At 38.3% G+C, this 18,175-nt stretch carries 19 protein-coding genes; 16 read left to right on the top strand and 3 right to left on the bottom strand.

Annotation, left to right across the window (positions count from 1 at the left end):
* The first annotated feature begins 62 nt into the window (after positions 1–62).
* From LI951_RS06460 to LI951_RS06420, 9 genes are all read left to right on the top strand, one after another.
* On the top strand, positions 63–917 hold the full coding sequence (locus LI951_RS06460) for a phosphate ABC transporter substrate-binding protein PstS (protein ID WP_202067141.1): 855 nt from the start codon (positions 63–65) through the stop codon (positions 915–917).
* Between the two features lie 114 nt (positions 918–1,031).
* Positions 1,032–1,952: a phosphate ABC transporter permease subunit PstC gene (pstC, locus tag LI951_RS06455; protein ID WP_202067140.1), complete on the top strand. Its 921-nt coding sequence runs from the start codon at positions 1,032–1,034 to the stop codon at positions 1,950–1,952.
* A complete protein-coding gene (gene pstA / locus LI951_RS06450) occupies positions 1,952–2,836 on the top strand; it encodes a phosphate ABC transporter permease PstA (RefSeq protein WP_202067139.1) in 885 nt (294 codons plus the stop codon). The genes pstC and pstA overlap by 1 nt, the downstream gene beginning before the upstream one ends.
* A gap of 16 nt (positions 2,837–2,852) precedes the next feature.
* Entirely contained in the window at positions 2,853–3,662 is an 810-nt protein-coding gene (gene pstB, locus LI951_RS06445; RefSeq protein WP_229441633.1) for a phosphate ABC transporter ATP-binding protein PstB, read from the top strand.
* A 10-nt stretch (positions 3,663–3,672) separates the two neighbouring features.
* Positions 3,673–4,431 carry a phosphate ABC transporter ATP-binding protein PstB gene (gene pstB, locus LI951_RS06440; protein ID WP_202067137.1) on the top strand — a complete coding sequence of 253 codons (759 nt, stop codon included), beginning with the start codon at positions 3,673–3,675 and terminating at the stop codon, positions 4,429–4,431.
* Between the two features lie 126 nt (positions 4,432–4,557).
* Positions 4,558–5,229, top strand: coding sequence for a phosphate signaling complex protein PhoU (gene phoU, locus LI951_RS06435; RefSeq protein WP_202067136.1), 672 nt, complete (start codon positions 4,558–4,560; stop codon positions 5,227–5,229).
* Between the two features lie 1,341 nt (positions 5,230–6,570).
* Positions 6,571–8,181 (top strand): daptomycin-sensing surface protein LiaX, encoded by a 1,611-nt coding sequence (gene liaX / locus LI951_RS06430; RefSeq protein WP_202067135.1) that lies wholly within the window; start codon positions 6,571–6,573, stop codon positions 8,179–8,181.
* A 117-nt stretch (positions 8,182–8,298) separates the two neighbouring features.
* Positions 8,299–8,604 carry a PspC domain-containing protein gene (locus LI951_RS06425; RefSeq protein WP_202067134.1) on the top strand — a complete coding sequence of 102 codons (306 nt, stop codon included), beginning with the start codon at positions 8,299–8,301 and terminating at the stop codon, positions 8,602–8,604.
* Positions 8,604–8,963, top strand: a complete 360-nt coding sequence (locus tag LI951_RS06420) for a phage holin family protein (protein WP_202067133.1) — start codon at positions 8,604–8,606, stop codon at positions 8,961–8,963. Before LI951_RS06425 ends, LI951_RS06420 begins: the two co-directional genes overlap by 1 nt.
* 20 nt (positions 8,964–8,983) lie before the next feature.
* On the opposite strand, the gene LI951_RS06415 is transcribed toward LI951_RS06420, so the two are convergent.
* A complete protein-coding gene (locus LI951_RS06415) occupies positions 8,984–9,961 on the bottom strand; it encodes a GIY-YIG nuclease family protein (RefSeq protein WP_202067132.1) in 978 nt (325 codons plus the stop codon).
* 166 nt (positions 9,962–10,127) lie between these two features.
* Here LI951_RS06415 and hprK point away from each other — a divergent pair, with 166 nt between their 5' ends.
* The 6 genes from hprK to LI951_RS06385 all read left to right on the top strand — a co-directional run bounded on the left by hprK (position 10,128) and on the right by LI951_RS06385 (position 15,145).
* On the top strand, positions 10,128–11,063 hold the full coding sequence (gene hprK, locus LI951_RS06410) for an HPr(Ser) kinase/phosphatase (protein ID WP_202067131.1): 936 nt from the start codon (positions 10,128–10,130) through the stop codon (positions 11,061–11,063).
* 11 nt (positions 11,064–11,074) lie between these two features.
* Positions 11,075–11,905, top strand: coding sequence for a prolipoprotein diacylglyceryl transferase (gene lgt / locus LI951_RS06405; protein WP_229441632.1), 831 nt, complete (start codon positions 11,075–11,077; stop codon positions 11,903–11,905).
* A gap of 58 nt (positions 11,906–11,963) precedes the next feature.
* The gene (locus tag LI951_RS06400) at positions 11,964–12,974 is read left to right on the top strand and encodes an NAD(P)H-dependent glycerol-3-phosphate dehydrogenase (protein WP_229441631.1); all 1,011 of its coding nucleotides are present in this window, start codon (positions 11,964–11,966) and stop codon (positions 12,972–12,974) included.
* Positions 12,975–12,994: 20 nt separating this feature from the next.
* Complete coding sequence (gene galU / locus LI951_RS06395; RefSeq protein ID WP_202067128.1) at positions 12,995–13,900, top strand: UTP--glucose-1-phosphate uridylyltransferase GalU; 906 nt, start codon at positions 12,995–12,997, stop codon at positions 13,898–13,900.
* Between the two features lie 216 nt (positions 13,901–14,116).
* Entirely contained in the window at positions 14,117–14,536 is a 420-nt protein-coding gene (locus LI951_RS06390) for a DUF948 domain-containing protein (RefSeq protein WP_229441630.1), read from the top strand.
* A 33-nt stretch (positions 14,537–14,569) separates the two neighbouring features.
* Positions 14,570–15,145 (top strand): YtxH domain-containing protein, encoded by a 576-nt coding sequence (locus tag LI951_RS06385; RefSeq protein WP_202067126.1) that lies wholly within the window; start codon positions 14,570–14,572, stop codon positions 15,143–15,145.
* A gap of 249 nt (positions 15,146–15,394) precedes the next feature.
* Here LI951_RS06385 and LI951_RS06380 read toward each other — a convergent pair whose 3' ends face one another.
* Positions 15,395–16,495, bottom strand: a complete 1,101-nt coding sequence (locus LI951_RS06380) for a M24 family metallopeptidase (RefSeq protein WP_229441629.1) — start codon at positions 16,493–16,495, stop codon at positions 15,395–15,397.
* A 209-nt stretch (positions 16,496–16,704) separates the two neighbouring features.
* On the opposite strand from LI951_RS06380, the gene ccpA reads away from it, so the two are divergent.
* Complete coding sequence (gene ccpA, locus LI951_RS06375; RefSeq protein ID WP_202067124.1) at positions 16,705–17,706, top strand: catabolite control protein A; 1,002 nt, start codon at positions 16,705–16,707, stop codon at positions 17,704–17,706.
* Between the two features lie 123 nt (positions 17,707–17,829).
* Here ccpA and LI951_RS06370 read toward each other — a convergent pair.
* Positions 17,830–18,175 (bottom strand): transposase (locus LI951_RS06370; RefSeq protein ID WP_229441628.1); only part of this gene is annotated, 346 nt, incomplete at its 5' end.

Raw genomic sequence — 18,175 nt, 5'->3', positions numbered from 1 at the left:
TTCAAGTTCCAATGTTAATGTTAAAATGAACTGAATGAAAGTATTTGGAGGATTGTTGAAAAATGAAAACGAAATTATTCATTCTTTTTAGCTTTATTAGTTTGGTCGGACTTTCAGGCTGTGCCAGCTGGATTGATCGTGGAGAATCAATTACTGCTGTCGGCTCATCTGCGTTGCAGCCTTTGGTGGAAACCGCAAGTGAAGCCTACCAAAACAGTAACCCTGGAAGGTTCATCAATGTTCAGGGCGGCGGAAGCGGAACTGGGCTGAGCCAGGTTCAGGCCGGTGCTGTAGAAATAGGAAATTCTGATCTGTTTGCAGAAGAGAAAAAAGGGATTGATGCCGATAAACTGGTTGATCATAAAGTAGCAGTTGCCGGAATTACCCCAATTGTAAACAAAAATATCGGCGTGACTGATATCTCATTGGAAAATCTGAGAAAGATCTTTCTTGGAGAAATAAAGAACTGGAGCGAACTGGGCGGTACCGATGTGGAAGTGGTTATATTAAATCGTGCTTCAGGAAGCGGTACACGTGCAACTTTTGAACAATGGGTTCTTGATGGTCAGACAGCTGTAAAGGCACAAGAACAGGATTCCAGCGGGATGGTTCGATCTATTGTTTCAGATACGCCCGGAGCAATCAGCTATACGGCTTTTTCATATGTAAATGATCAGGTTGCGACATTAAGCGTTGATGGCATAGAACCAACGGATGAAAATGTAACAACAAACGCCTGGAAAATCTGGTCCTATGAACATATGTATACATTGGGCGAACCGCAAGAATTAACAAAGGATTTTCTTGAATTTATGCTGTCGGATCAGGTGCAGGGAGAGATTGTTGAACAGCTGGGGTACATTCCTGTTTCCAAAATGAAAGTTGAACGGGACTGGGAAGGAAATTTAATCAATTAATCATCTTTACACAAAATTTACAAACTTAACATAAGATTTACATGTTATTAAATGCAAATTGATATTCAACGCGTAGACTTGAATTTATCTTATAGTGCTCAAGGAGGGGTTTTCTTGGAAGATGTGCAGAAGCAATTACTGACAAAATCAAAACGGTCAAGAATGGAGCAACGGGGAAAATTTATCAGTTTCTTATGTATTGCTCTAATTGTACTCGTGGTACTTTCAATTTTTTATTTCGTAGCAAGCAAAGGTATGGCAACCTTTTTTGTAGATAAAATAAATGTTTTTGATTTTATATTTGGAACAGATTGGAATCCCAGTGCGACTGGACCTGGCGGACAGCCAATGGTTGGTGCGCTTCCAATGATTACGGGGTCATTCATAGTGACATTTCTATCAGCCATTATTGCAACACCTTTTGCTATTGGTGCAGCAGTATTTATGACGGAAATTTCCCCGAAAAAAGGCTCAAAAATTCTGCAACCGGTTATTGAATTATTAGTGGGTATTCCTTCTGTGGTTTACGGTTTTATCGGACTGACAGTGATTGTACCCTTTATCCGCTCGATCTTTGGAGGAACTGGTTTTGGTATTTTGGCTGGGACATTTGTTCTGTTTGTTATGATTTTACCTACGGTTACTACGATGACTGTCGATGCCTTAAAAGCTGTTCCACGTCACTACCGGGAAGCGTCTCTGGCTTTAGGGGGAACACGTTGGCAGACAATCTATAAAGTAGTTTTAAGAGCGGCTGTTCCAGGAATTCTGACAGCTGTTGTGTTTGGAATGGCTCGGGCGTTTGGTGAAGCGTTGGCTATTCAAATGGTTATTGGTAATGCTGCTGTCATGCCAAATGGATTCACAACACCGGCATCAACATTGACAAGTATCTTAACGATGGGAATCGGTAATACAATTATGGGCACAGTTGAGAACAATGTTCTCTGGTCACTGGCTCTGATTTTACTCCTAATGTCCTTATTATTTAATATTATCATTCGAATTATTGGCAGGAAGGGAGCGTTGAAATAATGAATGCTAAAAAAGCTGATAAAATAGCAACAGGTGTTCTTTATACCGTTTCCGGAGTCATCGTCCTGTTATTGGCAGCGTTGCTGCTGTTCATTCTATTTAGAGGACTCCCTCATATTTCCTGGAGCTTCCTGACAACACCATCTAAAGCTTATCAGGCAGGCGGAGGAATTGGGATTCAATTATTTAACTCTCTTTATCTGCTATTAATAACAATGCTTATCAGTATGCCGATTTCTCTGGGAGCAGGAATATATTTATCGGAATATGCAAAAAAGAATTGGCTGACAGATGTGATTCGAACCTCTATTGAAATTTTGAGCTCATTACCGTCAGTCGTAGTAGGTCTTTTTGGTTTTTTAGTTTTCGTTGTTCAAATCGGTTACGGGTTTTCAATTATTTCTGGTGCACTTGCACTGACGTTCTTTAATCTGCCTTTACTGACAAGAAATGTGGAAGAATCGCTTAAAGCTGTACATTACACACAGCGTGAGGCGGGACTTGCTCTAGGCTTGTCTCGCTGGGAGACAGTGAGAAAGGTCATTATACCTGAAGCAATGCCGGGAATTCTGACAGGACTGATTTTGAGCTCAGGACGGATATTTGGCGAAGCAGCCGCCTTGATTTATACAGCTGGACAAAGCGCACCTGCTTTGGATTTCAGTAATTGGAATCCATTGAGTATTTCCAGTCCAATCAGTATTTTCAGACAGGCGGAAACATTAGCTGTTCATATCTGGAAAATCAATTCAGAAGGAACCATGCCGGATGGTCCGGCAGTATCAGCAGGAGCCTCTGCAGTTTTAATCATCGTTGTTTTGTTATTCAACTTTGGTGCCCGGTTTATCGGAAATAAACTGCACAAGCGATTGACATCAGCGTAATGTTAGGGGTAGACAAATGAAAGAATATAATTTGAATGAAACAAATATTATCCAGTTAAATCCTGAAGAGACGCCCATTGCTCTTTATACAGAGGACTTGCATGTTTGGTATGGTGACAATGAAGCGATTAAGGGCGTAGACCTTCAATTTGAAAAGAGCAAGATTACTGCGCTTATCGGGCCGTCCGGCTGTGGAAAATCCACTTATCTGCGTTCGTTGAATCGAATGAACGATGGAATTGCAAACACCAGGATTACAGGGAAAATTATGTATAAAGGTGTGGATGTGAATAGTAAGAAGGTTGATGTCTATGAAATGCGTAAGCGAATCGGTATGGTGTTTCAGCGTCCAAATCCGTTCAGCAAATCAATCTACGAAAATATTACTTTTGCATTGAAACAGCATGGGGAAAAAGATAAAAATAAACTTGATGAAATTGTTGAAACAAGCTTGAAGCAGGCTGCATTGTGGGATCAGGCAAAAGATAATTTGAATAAGAGTGCGCTGGCTTTATCCGGAGGTCAGCAGCAACGTTTGTGTATTGCACGGGCAATTGCAATGAAACCGGATATTCTTTTATTAGATGAGCCGGCAAGTGCATTGGACCCTATTTCAACAGGAACTGTGGAAGAAACACTGGTCAGCCTGAAAGACAATTATACAATTATTATTGTAACGCACAATATGCAGCAGGCAGCACGTATCAGTGATCAAACAGCATTTTTCTATTTAGGAAAAGTTATTGAATACGACGAAACACGTAAAATCTTTACGCGACCAAAAATACAGGCAACAGAAGATTATGTTTCCGGACATTTTGGTTAGGAGGAAAAAGATGACAAAAGAAATTATTTCATCCAAGGATCTGCATTTATATTACGGGAAAAAAGAAGCCCTGAAGGGAATCGATCTTTCGATTAATCAGGGAGAAATTACGGCAATGATCGGCCCGTCCGGCTGTGGGAAATCCACTTATCTGCGGTCGTTAAATCGAATGAATGATCTGATTCCGGGGGTAACGATAACTGGCAGTGTTATGTATAAAGGAAAAGATATCTACGGACCTAAAACAGATACTGTAGAGCTTCGTAAAGAAATCGGCATGGTATTTCAACAGCCTAATCCTTTTCCGTTTTCCGTATATGAAAATGTCATATATGGATTGCGTTTAAAAGGTGAAAAGGATAAACAGGTACTGGACGAAGTGGTGGAAACAAGCCTGAAAGCTGCTTCTGTTTGGGATGATGTGAAAGATAAACTGCATAAAAGTGCGTTATCTTTATCTGGAGGACAGCAGCAGAGAGTCTGTATTGCCAGAGTATTAGCAGTAAATCCTGAAATTATTTTGCTTGATGAGCCGACCAGTGCTCTGGATCCTGTATCGAGCGGGAAGATTGAAAGTATGCTGCTGACATTGAAAGAACAATATACGATGATTATGGTTACACACAATATGTCTCAGGCTTCTCGTATTTCTGATAAGACAGCTTTCTTTTTGCAGGGAGAACTGATAGAATTTAACGATACGAAAAAAATCTTTTTGAATCCGAAGAAAAAAGAAACAGAAGATTATATATCAGGGAAATTTGGATAAGTCTGAATCACAGATTTATTTAGAAGGCTGCAGGGAATTAATATTATTGAAAGAGAAAAAAGAAGAAAGTAGTCGAAAAATTTTAGACGATTACTTTACATACAGAGAATGTAAGGAGGAAGGTATATGCTGCGCAGCCAGTTTGAAGAAGAATTATTAAATCTGCATAATCAATTTTATGAAATGGGAATGATGGTGAGCAATGCAGTTCATAAGTCTGTTCGTGCCTATATTGACCACAATAAGGAACTTGCTCAGGAAGTGATTGATTATGATACTGAAATCAATGACATGGAAGTAAAGCTGGAAAAGAAAAGTTTTGAAATGATTGCTTTACAGCAGCCGGTGACAACTGATTTACGAATGATCATTACAGTGATGAAAGCCAGCTCTGATTTGGAAAGAATGGCAGATCATGCTGTTTCCATCGCAAAATCAGCAATCCGCTTAAAAGGAGAAACACGAATTCCTGAAATTGAGAAAGAAATATCCGATATGTCTGATTTTGTGAAAAAAATGGTGGACAATGTATTGATCGCCTATGTGAAAACAGATGAAAAGGATGCACGTATGATTGCTACAATGGACGATACTGTGAATGACTACTTTAACAGTATCTACAAAAATTCGGTTAGAAGCATGCAGGAAAATCCCGAAACAGTAATCAGCGGAACAGACTATCTTCATGTGGCAACATATTTGGAGAGAATTGGTGACTATGTAACGAATATCTGTGAATGGATTGTCTATCTTGCAACAGGAAAAATTACTGAATTAAACACCAATCACGATGAATAATTAAATGAATAGTACGACGAAGTTGTGACAAAGCGTCTCCATGCGATGAGTAATCGCAGGAGCAGAAGTTCAGCGCCGATAATCAAGTAGGTATCATGTATCATCTACTCTGACAAGTCAATCGTAGTGATTTATGACACCAAGAAGGACAAACCCAAAATTGTCATGGAACACTATTTATGAAATGAATAGCTGTGGATTGATATCTACTTGGAGCTGTCTATATTTTTGAGAGCATTCGGCTTATTTCCGAGATGTTGCCTGCGATTAATCGGCACAGATTAGGACCGACAAGTGCTAGTTCTACTTTGCCGCTTCTGCTTATATTCGCACTTTAGCAGAATGGTATGCGTAGTTTCGATAAGTATTTCTTGAATGAAACTAGCTCACTTGATGTAGTAGAACGGTATGCGGAGCAGAGCTGCTGTCTCTACGAGTCCAACGATTCTCTAGACAAAACATTACACTGTATCCATTTTTCTTCGTCTACGGTTCTCACTACACTACACAACACTACACTTCGTTTCGATCTCATCAATTTCTAAATGGCAGAGCCACTAAGAATTGAGGGGCTTCATTCTGATCCTCGAAGCATGGAGAGGATTTGTAACACCATTTATTCGGTTTTAAGGGTTCTGGACATATTAATGTCACAGACCTATTTTTTTTGAAGAAAGGCAACTCGATTACAAAAAATTTTTATTTTTTAATTTTCCGCTGATAAAATGAAGTATCCAGCAGAAAACCAGTGTACTGACCGAATTAAAAAAGGTTATACTTTTAATCCAAGAAACGTGGAGCCAGAACGGGAGCAACTCGGCAGAAAATGCTGATTTTATCCCTAACTGGAGTCAAACTAGCTGTAAAAATTATAGAAACAGCTTAAAATTTTCTAAGAACATCATGTATAGACTATTTTTTAGTGCAATTTATAATTTGCTCAGAGTACTAGGGTTTGTCTGAAAACTATTGAGGGAATGGCTTTTTCAGGAATTTAAGCGGTAGTCATGGGAAGAAATACAGTTTATGTGATTCATAAGCGAGGGTTTATAATGGCGATATCTGTAGAAATTATGAAAAGACTCGCCGCTAGAGTATTCATACCGATTCTAAATTGTTTTCTTTCTATATAAAATAATCAGTAATAATTGACCATCCATTATGAAATGTTTTATGATTAAACCAGATAAGAAAGCGGAGAATTGCTGTGTTTTTTGAATGTCCTTAAGAATGAGGGAAAATTCATTCTTAAGTCCTATGACAAAGAAATGAAAAAAAGGCATAATAATACATGTAAGGAAGACACCTTAGGGTGAAAAATTTGCTAAGGAGGCAATTTCCATGAAAGAAAGAGAAAGAGTACTGGATTTAGTAAAAAAAGGAATCCTGTCATCTGAGGAAGCCTTGGTCTTATTAGAAAACCTGGCAACTGAAAAAGATGAAAAACAGATAAAAAAAGCTGCAGATGAAGTAGATGTAACAACTACGAATGTTGATTCAAAAGAAAGTGACCAAGTTGCTGATTTATTAGATGAGTTAGAATCTGAAAAAGAAACAGTGGAAGACGAGAAAAGCGCTGCTGATTCTTTTGAAGAACAAACAAAAGCGAGTATAGAAGCAGATCGAAAAAATTTGGAAAAGATTTTAGATGAGCTGGCAACTAAAGCAAATCAGGCTTCTGTGGAACTGGATGAAGTAAATGCTGAGATTGCGGGAATCAAAGAAGAAATTAAAGAAACGCAAGAAGCTCTGATGGAGCTGAACACCAAGGAAGAACTAGGTGAGCTTTCTGAAGAAGATCTGAAAATAAGAGCTGATTTGGAAGAAGAGCTTAAAAAGCTAGAAGATTCTCTGGCTGATAGCAGTCAGGAAAAGATTGCGTTGGAAGCAGAACTGAAAAATATACGTAAAGAACAATGGACTGAAACAAAGGATCGTGTAACTTCAAAATTTGATATTCCGGATGACTGGAAAGAGCAGGCAACTGATACAATAAATCAGGTTGGCGAAAAAATGAGTGAAGCCGGTTCTCAATTAGGTTCATTCCTAAAGAAAACATTCAGTACAGTAGCTGAAACGGTTAACGAAAACGTTGAATGGAAAGATATTAATTTCCGTGTACCGGGTGTGGCTACAACGAAATTTGACCATGAGTTTAATTATCCTGCTGTTGAAGCAAGCTTGATTGATGTGAAAGTGGCCAACGGAAATGTTGTTTTCAAAACATGGGATCAGGATGATGTAAAAGTGGAAGGAAAGATCAAACTCTATGGTAAAATGGACGGAGACACACCTTTGGAAGCCTTCCTTGAAAGAAGTCAGATTGATGTGGATGATGAAGTCATTTCATTCCAAATTCCAAATAAACGCGTAAGAGCTGACCTTGTATTCTATCTACCTGCACGTACATATGATCATGTATCTGTTAAATTACTGAATGGTAATATCACGGTGGAAGAATTAAAAGCAAAAGATGTTTATACGAAGTCTACAAACGGCTCAATTACTTTTAACGACATCAATGCAACGATGTTGGAAGTAGAAGGAGTAAATGGCGATATTAAAGTCCTTAAAGGAGAAATTCTGGATAATATTATCGAAACAGTAAACGGTACAGTTACAGTTGCAGCAACTCCTCAAACGATTGCAATCTCTTTAATCAACGGAGATATTCGAATTACTGTAAAGGAAAATACGTTGAAAAAAATTGAAGCAAGTTCAGTGAACGGGAATGTAAAAATTGCTTTACCGCTGATGCTTGGTATTGAAGGAACTGTTAAAACAAGCTTAGGCAGTATTAACAGTCGATTGTCAGACTATGAAGTGATCCGTAAGAAAAAAGAACGTACGAATCAGCTGCTTCAATTCAGACGTGTTTCCGATGAGCAAATGGCTCAAATCAATGCTTCTACAACAACAGGAAATATTTATTTGAAAGATACAGACAAATAAATATATAAGTAATTAACCAATAAAGTTATAGTAGAGCGTGGGACAACGTTTAACAGGAACTTTGTCCCGGCTTTTTGAAAAATAATCAACTTATCAGGAATAAGAGGTGAGATTAAAATGAGAAAAAGATTGACGAAATCTTCTAATAACGTAGTTTTTACTGGAACTTTAGCCGGTATCGGCGAGTGGCTGGGTATCGATCCGACAATTGTGCGTGTACTATTTGTGATTATCAGTTTCTTTTCAGCAGCTTTCCCTGGAATTTTTGTGTACATCATTTTAGCGATTGTCATTCCTTCTCCACGTAAAGGAAGCAGTAACCCATATAACTACAATAGAAACGTAAGAAATGAAAATCCTTATAAAAGGCATGAAAGAAAACAAGCTGAAAAAATGGATGATGATGACTGGAGTGACTTTTAATGACCTATTTTCAACGTTTGGTCGTTAATACTTTGATATTTGTTTCGCTGGCAGTTGTTTTTCCAAACATGATTCATGTTAGAAGCTTGGGAATAGCTGTAATTGCGGCATTTGTTTTATCCATATTGAATATGTTCGTCAAACCAATTTTGACAATTTTGTCACTGCCATTTACGTTGCTGACATTTGGATTATTTAGTTTTGTTGTAAATGCGGTAATTTTAAAGATGACCTCCTACTTTGTGGGAGAGATGAATTTTGGCTTTTCGAGTTTTGGTGCTGCGCTATTGATGGCAGTCATTATGTCACTCGTAAATGCCGTTGTCAGTGAGCATAATTTAAATAAAGAAAAAGAATAGACGAGGGCCTTAAGGCACGTCTATTCTTTTTCTATAGGAAATAACTGGTATTCCTCAATACGTTTAAGATAAAGGTGGAGGATCGCCACAAAGTCGATCTGTTTTTTGGAATAGGTACTAAGAGAATCTGGATACTCTGTGATGTTTAAAAGCAATGTTTGGGCAGCTTGCTGCATATTTTGACTACTGCTGGTAATTTTTTCTGGAAACACTTTTTCAGTAACAATTAGACCTTGATAAATCAGGTAGCATTTTACTGTATGATCCATTGGGAGCCACAGTGCATGCCATTCTTTTTGATTAATTGGAGATAAGAGAAGCTGTTTGTTTTTATAGAAGAAAGTCCGGATGAATTTTCCATCATCCCGCCAGCGAGCAGCCTGAATGAACTGCATTTGCTCGGAGGCTTCCAGCATTTTTTCTTCGATACGTTTTTCTATATCCTGTGAATCACCGGAAAACGCTTGTAAAAGTTCTTTTAGGACAAGGTATTTTAATGGTTTTGTCTCATCTGATCGATGGAATAAACGTTGCCATGCATCATTGGGGTTTAGCTGATAGAGTTTTTCCAGTATTGCTATTACTTCAGGGATTTTTTGATAGCCTGCATAAGGACCAAAAGAGTACTTTGCCTCGGGATAAGGAGACTTGTGAAGACGAATAGATGTTTCGCCTTCATGAATTTCCAAATAGCTGTATCTTTCAAAAGCATTCATTTGCCGATTATACATGGGGCGATAATGTTGAATTAAACGACATTCAAGCAATAAGGCATCGAGTTCGGTATCAACATGAATGACATCAAAAGAAGACAGCTGAACAAGCATTCGTTTAACTTTGTTGGAATGCTGATTGTTCTTAATAAAATAACTGCTGACACGTTCTTTTAACTTTTTTGCTTTTCCTATATAAATAATTGTTCCAGATTTATCTTTCATTAAATAAACGCCGGGAGAAAGAGGCAGTTTCTTTGCTTCCTTTTTGAGTTGCTCGTTCATATATCAATACCTGACCTTATTTTAAAATCAGTTTAAGTATACTGCGGCTGACAAAATAGTCAAGAGCAATCGTTCCTTGAACAATAGGCTAAATTAATATAGGTAGAAAGTTATTGATTGAAATGATAAAATAGATCGAAGAGAAGAAAGGAATGAGTCGTATTTTATGACAGAAACTGTAAAAATTCGTCAATTAGTGGAAAAGCTTTCTTTAGAAATTGTTTTTGGTTCTGAAGAAGCACTGGATAAAATAATTACAACAGGAGATATCTCGCGTCCCGGTTTAGAGTTAACGGGCTACTTTAATTATTATTCTCATGATCGGCTGCAACTTTTTGGAAATAAAGAGATTGCTTTTGCGGAAAGAATGATTCCAGAAGAACGACTGCTTGTGTTACGGCGAATGTGCTCAGAAGATACACCGGGCTTTATCATTTCCAGAGGATTGGACGTTCCTGAAGAGATGATTCAGGCGGCAAAAGAAAAAGATATGGCTGTTCTTCGCTCACCGATTTCTACTTCACGTTTGTTGGGGGAGCTATCCAGCTTTCTTGATGGCGAACTGGCAAGTCGTACAAGTGTTCATGGGGTATTAGTGGATGTCTATGGCTTGGGAGTGCTGATTCAGGGGGATAGTGGAATTGGGAAAAGCGAAACAGCATTAGAGCTGATAAAGCGCGGGCATCGTTTGATTGCAGATGATCGTGTTGATGTTCATCAGCAGGATGAACTGACATTGGTTGGCGAACCGCCAAAAATTTTGCAACATTTGATAGAAATTAGAGGAATTGGTATTATTGATGTAATGAATCTTTTTGGTGCAAGTGCAGTCAGAGGATCTATGCAGGTTCAATTGGTTGTATATCTTGAAGCTTGGGCAAAAGATAAGCAATATGACCGTTTAGGCAGTAATGATGCAGTGATTGAGATTGGCAACGTGGATGTTCCTCAAATACGTATACCAGTGAAGACGGGGCGAAATGTGGCTATTATTATAGAAGTTGCTGCAATGAATTTTCGTGCTAAAACTATGGGGTATGATGCTACGAAGGAATTTGAAAATAGATTGACAAGCTTAATTGAAGAAAATTCGGGGATGTAGGGGGAATTCACATGTTGGCTCAACTCAGTCCGGTGGCTTTCCGTATTCTGGGAGTTGAAATTTACTGGTATGCAATAATTATTGTATCCGGGATTATTCTTGCTGTCTGGCTAAGCAGCAGAGAAGCAGTTCGAGTTGGAATGCAATCAGATGATGTGGTTGATTTCATGATCTGGGGGCTTCCCAGTGCAATCATCGGAGCCAGATTCTATTATGTTATTTTTGAATGGCAGGATTACCTGAAGAATCCAATTGATATCTTTTTAATTAGAAATGGAGGTCTTGCTGTTTATGGCGGATTGATTGGCGGCGGACTTGCATTGTTTTTCTTTGCAAGAAATCGTTTTATATCTACCTGGCTGTTTTTAGATATTGCAGCACCAAGTGTCATTCTGGCGCAGGGAATCGGCAGATGGGGGAATTTTATGAACCATGAGGCCTATGGACCTGATACAACTAGAAGTTTTTTGGAAAGTCTGCATTTACCAAATTTCCTCATAGAGAATATGAATATAGCTGGCATTTACCGTCAGCCGACATTTCTCTATGAATCAATTTGGAGTGTTTTGGGCTTTATCGTGCTTATTTTATTACGCAGGAAAAAGAACTTTTTAAAAGAAGGAGAGATATTTCTTCTTTATGTAATTTGGTATTCTTTTGGCCGTTTCTTTATAGAAGGTCTGCGAACAGACAGTTTGTATGTATTTGACTTAATCAGAGTGTCTCAGCTTTTATCGATTATATTATTTGTTGGTGCGATTGTTTTACTTGCCGTTCGCAGAAGAAATGCAAAACTGCCTTTTTATAATCGAGAGCAACAGCTTTCTCAAAAAAGCGAATAGGGAATCAGAGAATAGATTCAGGCAATGAACAGATTCCATTTTAGGAGGGAAATATACGATGAAACAAAAGATAGCTGTTTTAGGCCCCGGTTCATGGGGAACAGCATTAGCACAAGTATTGGCTGAAAATGGTCATGATGTGCGAATATGGGGAAATAATCCAAAACAGATTGATGAAATTAATGAATATCATACAAATAAGCACTATCTGCCGGATTTAGTGATTCCTGAGTCTATTAAAGGAACGAAAACAATGGCCGAATGTATCAAAGACGTTGATGCAGTACTGTTTGTTGTTCCAACTAAGGCAATGCGCGCAGTGGCAAGAGAATTTGCTGCAGCGGCTGAAAACCAGCCTTTGATTATCCATGCAAGTAAAGGCTTGGAGCAAGGAACACATAAGCGGATTTCTGAAGTGCTGATGGAAGAAATACCAGCTGATAAACGCAAAGGAATTGTTGTTCTTTCAGGACCAAGTCATGCTGAAGAAGTAGCCGTTCATGATATTACGACAATTACTGCAGCAAGTGAAATTATAGAAAATGCAGTATATGTACAGAAATTGTTTATGAACAGCTATTTTAGGATTTACACGAATAAGGATGTTATTGGTGTCGAAACCGGTGCTGCTTTAAAAAACATTATTGCATTAGGTGCCGGTGCCATTCATGGTTTAGGCTTTGGAGACAATGCAAAGGCTGCAATTATGACACGAGGGTTAGCAGAAATCAGCCGTTTGGGTGTTGCGATGGGGGCGAATCCAATGACTTTTATTGGTTTAAGCGGTGTTGGAGATCTGATTGTCACCTGTACCAGTATTCATTCACGGAATTGGCGGGCAGGCAACCTTTTAGGAAAAGGGCATAGTTTGGATGAAATTCTGGAAAATATGGGGATGATTGTCGAAGGAGTTTCCACGACCAAGGCAGCCTATGAATTGGCTGAACAGATGCATATCGATATGCCGATTACTACGGCTATATATCAGGTATTATACGAACAAAAAGAGGTAAAACAGGCAGCAAAAGAAATCATGCTGCGTGATGGAAAAACAGAAAGTGAATTCTAATAAAGGGGGAACTATTGAAAATGAATGTAAAAAAAGCAGTCATTCCAGCAGCTGGATTGGGAACAAGATTTCTACCGGCAACAAAGGCAATGGCGAAAGAAATGTTGCCGATTGTCGATAAACCGACAATTCAGTTTATTGTAGAAGAAGCTTTGGCTTCAGGAATTGAAGATATTTTGATTGTCACAGGAAAAGCAAAGCGTCCAATTGAAGATCATTTTGATTCAAATGTTGAATTAGAAACAAATTTGAAAGAAAAAAATAAAACAGAATTATTAAAACTGGTTGAAGAAACGACAGATGTGAATCTTCATTTTATTCGCCAGTCGCATCCTAAAGGATTGGGACATGCGGTTTTACAGGCAAAAGCTTTTGTTGGCAATGAACCGTTTGTGGTTATGCTTGGTGATGATATTATGGATGATGAAATTCCATTGACGAAACAACTGATCAATGACTACGAGGAAACACATGCGTCAACACTTGCTGTTATGGAAGTACCTCATAAAGATACTTCTAAATACGGAATTATTAATCCGGAAACAGAAGTATCAAAGGGCTTGTATAATGTAAAAAACTTTGTTGAAAAACCAGCTCCAAAAGAAGCACCAAGTAATTTAGCCATTATTGGACGTTATCTGCTTACACCGGAAATCTTTCAGGTATTGGAAAATCAAAAACCAGGAGCCGGCGGTGAAATTCAATTAACGGATGCTATTGATACCTTAAATAAAACGCAACGTGTCTTTGCCAGAGCATTTACGGGGAAACGTTATGATGTCGGGGATAAATTCGGCTTTATGAAAACAAGTATTGAATACGGTCTGACACATCCTGAGGTAAAAGATAATTTAAGACAGTATTTGCTTGAGCTGGGGCAGGAATTGCTGAAAGAAGAAAAAGCAAGCAACCCTAAAGAAAAATAGTATTGTATGGACAGAAGCTGGAGGCAGATAAGATCTCCGCTTCTGTTTTTTTGATAATCATTGAAATAAATTTTTTTGAGGAACTTGTGATATTTTATTATGGAGTGAACAGAAAGAAATTGGTATAATAAATAAGAGAAAAGTCATTTAATGATTTGTAGAAAAGTATAGCAAATGTTATGCTAAGTAAAATGGATGTTTGAAAGGAGTAAAATTATGACAGGTGGAGAAATTGCAGGACTGATAGCTGCTTCAGCATTTGCTGTTTTAGTATTGTTTATCGGGTTTCTACTGGTAAAAATATCAAAAACAGTGGACCAGGTAACAAAAACGGTAGATGAGGCAAATAAAACAATTTCGGTTGTCACAAATGATGTGGACATTTTATCAAAGCAGGTGGAGGGACTGCTCGTAAAAAGCAATGATCTTCTAAATGATGTCAATCAGAAGGTAGCGACGATTGATCCTTTGTTTCAAGCCGTTGCTGATCTGAGTGAAAGTGTTTCTGAATTGAATCTTTCAAGCAGAAATCTAATCAGTAAAGTTGGAGCTGTTGGGAAAACAACGGCAAAAGCAGGCGTTGTCAGCAAAGTTGGGGGAGCAGCCTTTCGAGCAATGCGATCAAAAAAGAAGTAAGTAGTAATTAATAATAGATGGAGGAATAGAGATATGGCTAAAAAAGGCGGATTTTTATTGGGTGCAGTAATTGGTGGAACAGCAGCTGCGATTGCGGCGTTACTGCTTGCACCGAAATCTGGAAAAGAGCTGCGCAGGGATTTATCTGAACAGGCAGATGATTTAAAAGAAAAAGCATCTGATTATACAGAATATGCAAAACAAAAAAGCAATGAACTTGGATCAATAGCTAAAGAAAAAGCTGATTCTTTAGGGGATCAGGCGAATGATCTTGCAGGAAATATTAAAGAAAAATCTAAAGATTCTTTTGAAAAGGCTCAAGGAGTTTCTGATTCAGTTTTAGAAACACTAAAGAAACAGACAAATGATTTATCCAGCCGTTTTAAAAAGACTGCGGATGAATTAAATGATGACCTGAGTGAGTTAGAGAGTATTGCAGAAGACACTTCTGATGATATTTATATTGATGTAAAAGACTCTGCAAAGAAAGCAAAAGAGATTGTTTCTGATGGAAAAGATGAAGCAAAAGCCGCAGCTGCTGATATTCCTGAAAAAGCAGAGGAAGCTAAAGAAGATATTAAAGAGGCTGTAGATAAAACAGTGAATTAGGAACTGAATACTAAAAATATTGTATACGAATAAAGCTGGAACACTCTCAGGGAGGAAGTTCCAGCTTTATTTTGAATTCACAGTCAAATACAGAGAGCATAGCGTAATTTAATCACCTGTTTATACTCTTGAGCATGGAAGGTATCAGCAGCTTACTTTAATTAAGAAAGAGCTTTCCTTCAATAATTGAAGATGAATTGCTGAAAGTTTAGCCTGAAATGCTGCTTATATGACAAAAGTTCAAAAAGATCATTCGAGAATCTGTAATTCTTTAGGCGTTTTTGTAAAGGGTACGCAGCCGTTCTCAGTCACGTAGACACAATCTTCAATGCGAACACCAATATTATTTGGAATATAAATTCCAGGTTCCAAAGAGAAACACATTCCTTCTTCAATAACTAAATCATTGCCGGTAATTAAAGATGGGTATTCATGGACAGTGGTTCCGATTCCATGCCCCAGTCTGTGGTTGAAATAGGCACCGTAGCCTTGTTCCTCAATGACTAAACGTGCAACAGTATCAAGCTCGCCTGCAGTTATACCCGGTTTCACCGCTTCTGCAGCTGCTAATTGAGCTTTAAGTACAAGTTCATAGATTTCTCTTTGAAAGGCAGTAGGCTCTTTAAAAGAGATTGTACGTGTGACGTCACTGCAATAGCCTTTCCAGACCACGCCTAAATCAAATAGAACAAAGTCGCCATTTTTGACCGTTGTTTTTCCTGGAGTGCCATGCGGGCTGGCAGCATTTTTTCCTGTCAATACAAGCGTGTCGAAGCTCATGGCACGAACGCCTCTCCGCTTTAACTGATACTCAATTTCAGCGATTATTTCCTGTTCTGCTGCTCCTTCTTTTACGGCTTGAAAGCCGATTTCCAATGCAACATCTGCCCAATTTCCTGCTTCCATTAAGAGATTGATTTCTTCCTTCGTTTTAATCAATTGAAGTTTTTCAATAACAGGTACGGCATTTGCTGATAAGTCAGCTTCAGGGAAAAATGCCTTTAGCTGGTCAAAGCGGGCGACAGACAAAAATTCTTTTTCAGTTGCTATTTTCTTTGGAAGCCCAGTTTTCTTTATCAATTGAGCAATCTTTTCCCATGGATTTTCACTATCCAAGTAGCCGTAGACAGGATAAGCCCAGCTGCTGTTTTCTGCGTCCTCAACTTCCAGTGCCGGGGTGAAGAGGAAAGGGTCGTCTTCCAAGGCGATGAATAATGCCAAGATACGTTCATGCGGATCACTTGTATAGCCGGAAAAATAAGCAATATGGTGAGGATCGCTGATATAGGTTAAATCGATTTGTTCGGATGCCATCCAACTTTTTAATTCATTCATTTTGTTCTGATTCATAAAAGACCTTCTCTCTATTGTTTATGTAAAATCGTTTTATTTATCATACCATGAAAGTCTGTTTTTTTCTTTTTGAAATAAAGAAATTAAATTTCATGAAAATGGCATAAAAACGGTTGCAAAATGAAAATAAGTCTGATATTCTAAATAAGAAATGTAAATGAAGTTTTCTGAAAATGAAAACTAATATAAATTTAGGAGAAAAGAACATGGAAAAACAAACGATTACAATTTATGATGTGGCTCGTGAAGCAGATGTATCGATGGCAACCGTTTCCCGCGTAGTGAATGGTAATCCTAACGTTAAGCCGGCAACCAGAAAGAAAGTACTGGAAGTTATTGACCGCTTGGATTATCGTCCAAATGCTGTAGCACGTGGACTGGCTAGTAAAAAAACAACAACAGTAGGGGTTATTATACCGGATGTCAGCAATATCTTTTTCTCTTCTTTAGCTAGAGGGATTGATGATGTAGCGACAATGTATAAATATAATATTATTTTAGCTAATTCTGACGGAAATGATCAGAAGGAAGTGAATGTGTTAAACAATCTGCTTGCAAAACAAGTAGATGGGATTATTTTTATGGGTCATCATATTACAGATGAAATTCGCGGTGAATTTTCACGATCTAAAACACCTGTTGTGTTGGCTGGTTCGATTGATCCAGACGAACAGGTTGGCAGTGTGAACATTGACTATACTTCTGCAATTAAGGATGCTACAGATCTGCTTGCCAAAAATGGCAATAAGGAGATTGCGTTTGTCAGCGGTGCGCTGATTGATCCAATTAATGGTAAAAATAGAATGAGCGGATACAAAGAAGCACTTGCTGAAAATGATTTGACATACAGCGAAGGATTAATTTTTGAATCGGAATACAAGTTTAAAGATGGTATTAATTTGGCAGAGCGTATACGCAACAGTGGTGCAACTGCTGCTGTTGTTACTGACGATGAACTGGCAATTGGATTATTGGATGGAATGCTTGATGCAGGAGTGAAAGTTCCAGAAGAGTTTGAAATTATTACCAGCAACAATTCATTACTGACTGAAGTTGCCCGTCCTAAACTGTCAAGCGTTACACAACCGTTATATGACATTGGTGCGGTAGCGATGCGCTTATTGACAAAGCTGATGAATAAAGAAGAAATTGAAGATAAGACAGTTATTCTGCCTTATGGGCTGGATAAAAAAGGTTCGACAAAATAATTATTTCTTCAAATAAAGAGAGCGCCCGGGAGGTTTAACCTTTCAGGGCTCTTTGTCAAATCGGACTGATAGTATCACCAATGAACATCGGAAGAAGGAATCGAACTCCTTCTCCGGTGTTTTTTATTTGTATTGAATAAGGCCGTTGAGTAAGAAAATTCGGGTACGCATATTTGAAAAATCTCGGAAACCATAAGCAACTCTTTTTAGCGTTTTAATATGCGTGTGCAAGTTCTCTAAGCGACCATTGGAATAGGGTTTGGTCAAAGCAAGACGAATGCCATTTTCGTACTTGAAGAAAGCTTTTCTTACCGATCGTAGCTCTTCGGGTAGCTTCGTTGGCATCGTGCGAAGCAGGCGGAAGAAGTGATTCCCATCTTTCTCATGATAAGATGCCAATAGTTCTTGATAATACAAGTAGGCAGCCTTCAATTCAGAAGAAATCTTCAATAAACGATCGACCACTTCC

The sequence above is a fragment of the Enterococcus sp. BWT-B8 genome, assembly GCF_020567625.1.
In the GTDB taxonomy this organism is placed as follows: Bacteria; Bacillota; Bacilli; order Lactobacillales; family Enterococcaceae; genus Enterococcus_L.
This window is presented reverse-complemented; position numbering and strand designations above follow the sequence as displayed.

Coding starts and splice junctions, on each gene's coding strand:
- LI951_RS06460 (WP_202067141.1), top strand. CDS start 63: ATGAAAACGAAATTATTCATTCTTTTTAGCTTTATTAGTTTGGTCGGA.
- pstA (WP_202067139.1), top strand. CDS start 1,952: ATGAATGCTAAAAAAGCTGATAAAATAGCAACAGGTGTTCTTTATACC.
- pstB (WP_229441633.1), top strand. CDS start 2,853: ATGAAAGAATATAATTTGAATGAAACAAATATTATCCAGTTAAATCCT.
- pstB (WP_202067137.1), top strand. CDS start 3,673: ATGACAAAAGAAATTATTTCATCCAAGGATCTGCATTTATATTACGGG.
- phoU (WP_202067136.1), top strand. CDS start 4,558: ATGCTGCGCAGCCAGTTTGAAGAAGAATTATTAAATCTGCATAATCAA.
- liaX (WP_202067135.1), top strand. CDS start 6,571: ATGAAAGAAAGAGAAAGAGTACTGGATTTAGTAAAAAAAGGAATCCTG.
- LI951_RS06425 (WP_202067134.1), top strand. CDS start 8,299: ATGAGAAAAAGATTGACGAAATCTTCTAATAACGTAGTTTTTACTGGA.
- LI951_RS06420 (WP_202067133.1), top strand. CDS start 8,604: ATGACCTATTTTCAACGTTTGGTCGTTAATACTTTGATATTTGTTTCG.
- LI951_RS06415 (WP_202067132.1), bottom strand. CDS start 9,961: ATGAACGAGCAACTCAAAAAGGAAGCAAAGAAACTGCCTCTTTCTCCC.
- hprK (WP_202067131.1), top strand. CDS start 10,128: ATGACAGAAACTGTAAAAATTCGTCAATTAGTGGAAAAGCTTTCTTTA.
- lgt (WP_229441632.1), top strand. CDS start 11,075: ATGTTGGCTCAACTCAGTCCGGTGGCTTTCCGTATTCTGGGAGTTGAA.
- LI951_RS06400 (WP_229441631.1), top strand. CDS start 11,964: ATGAAACAAAAGATAGCTGTTTTAGGCCCCGGTTCATGGGGAACAGCA.
- galU (WP_202067128.1), top strand. CDS start 12,995: ATGAATGTAAAAAAAGCAGTCATTCCAGCAGCTGGATTGGGAACAAGA.
- LI951_RS06390 (WP_229441630.1), top strand. CDS start 14,117: ATGACAGGTGGAGAAATTGCAGGACTGATAGCTGCTTCAGCATTTGCT.
- LI951_RS06385 (WP_202067126.1), top strand. CDS start 14,570: ATGGCTAAAAAAGGCGGATTTTTATTGGGTGCAGTAATTGGTGGAACA.
- LI951_RS06380 (WP_229441629.1), bottom strand. CDS start 16,495: ATGAATCAGAACAAAATGAATGAATTAAAAAGTTGGATGGCATCCGAA.
- ccpA (WP_202067124.1), top strand. CDS start 16,705: ATGGAAAAACAAACGATTACAATTTATGATGTGGCTCGTGAAGCAGAT.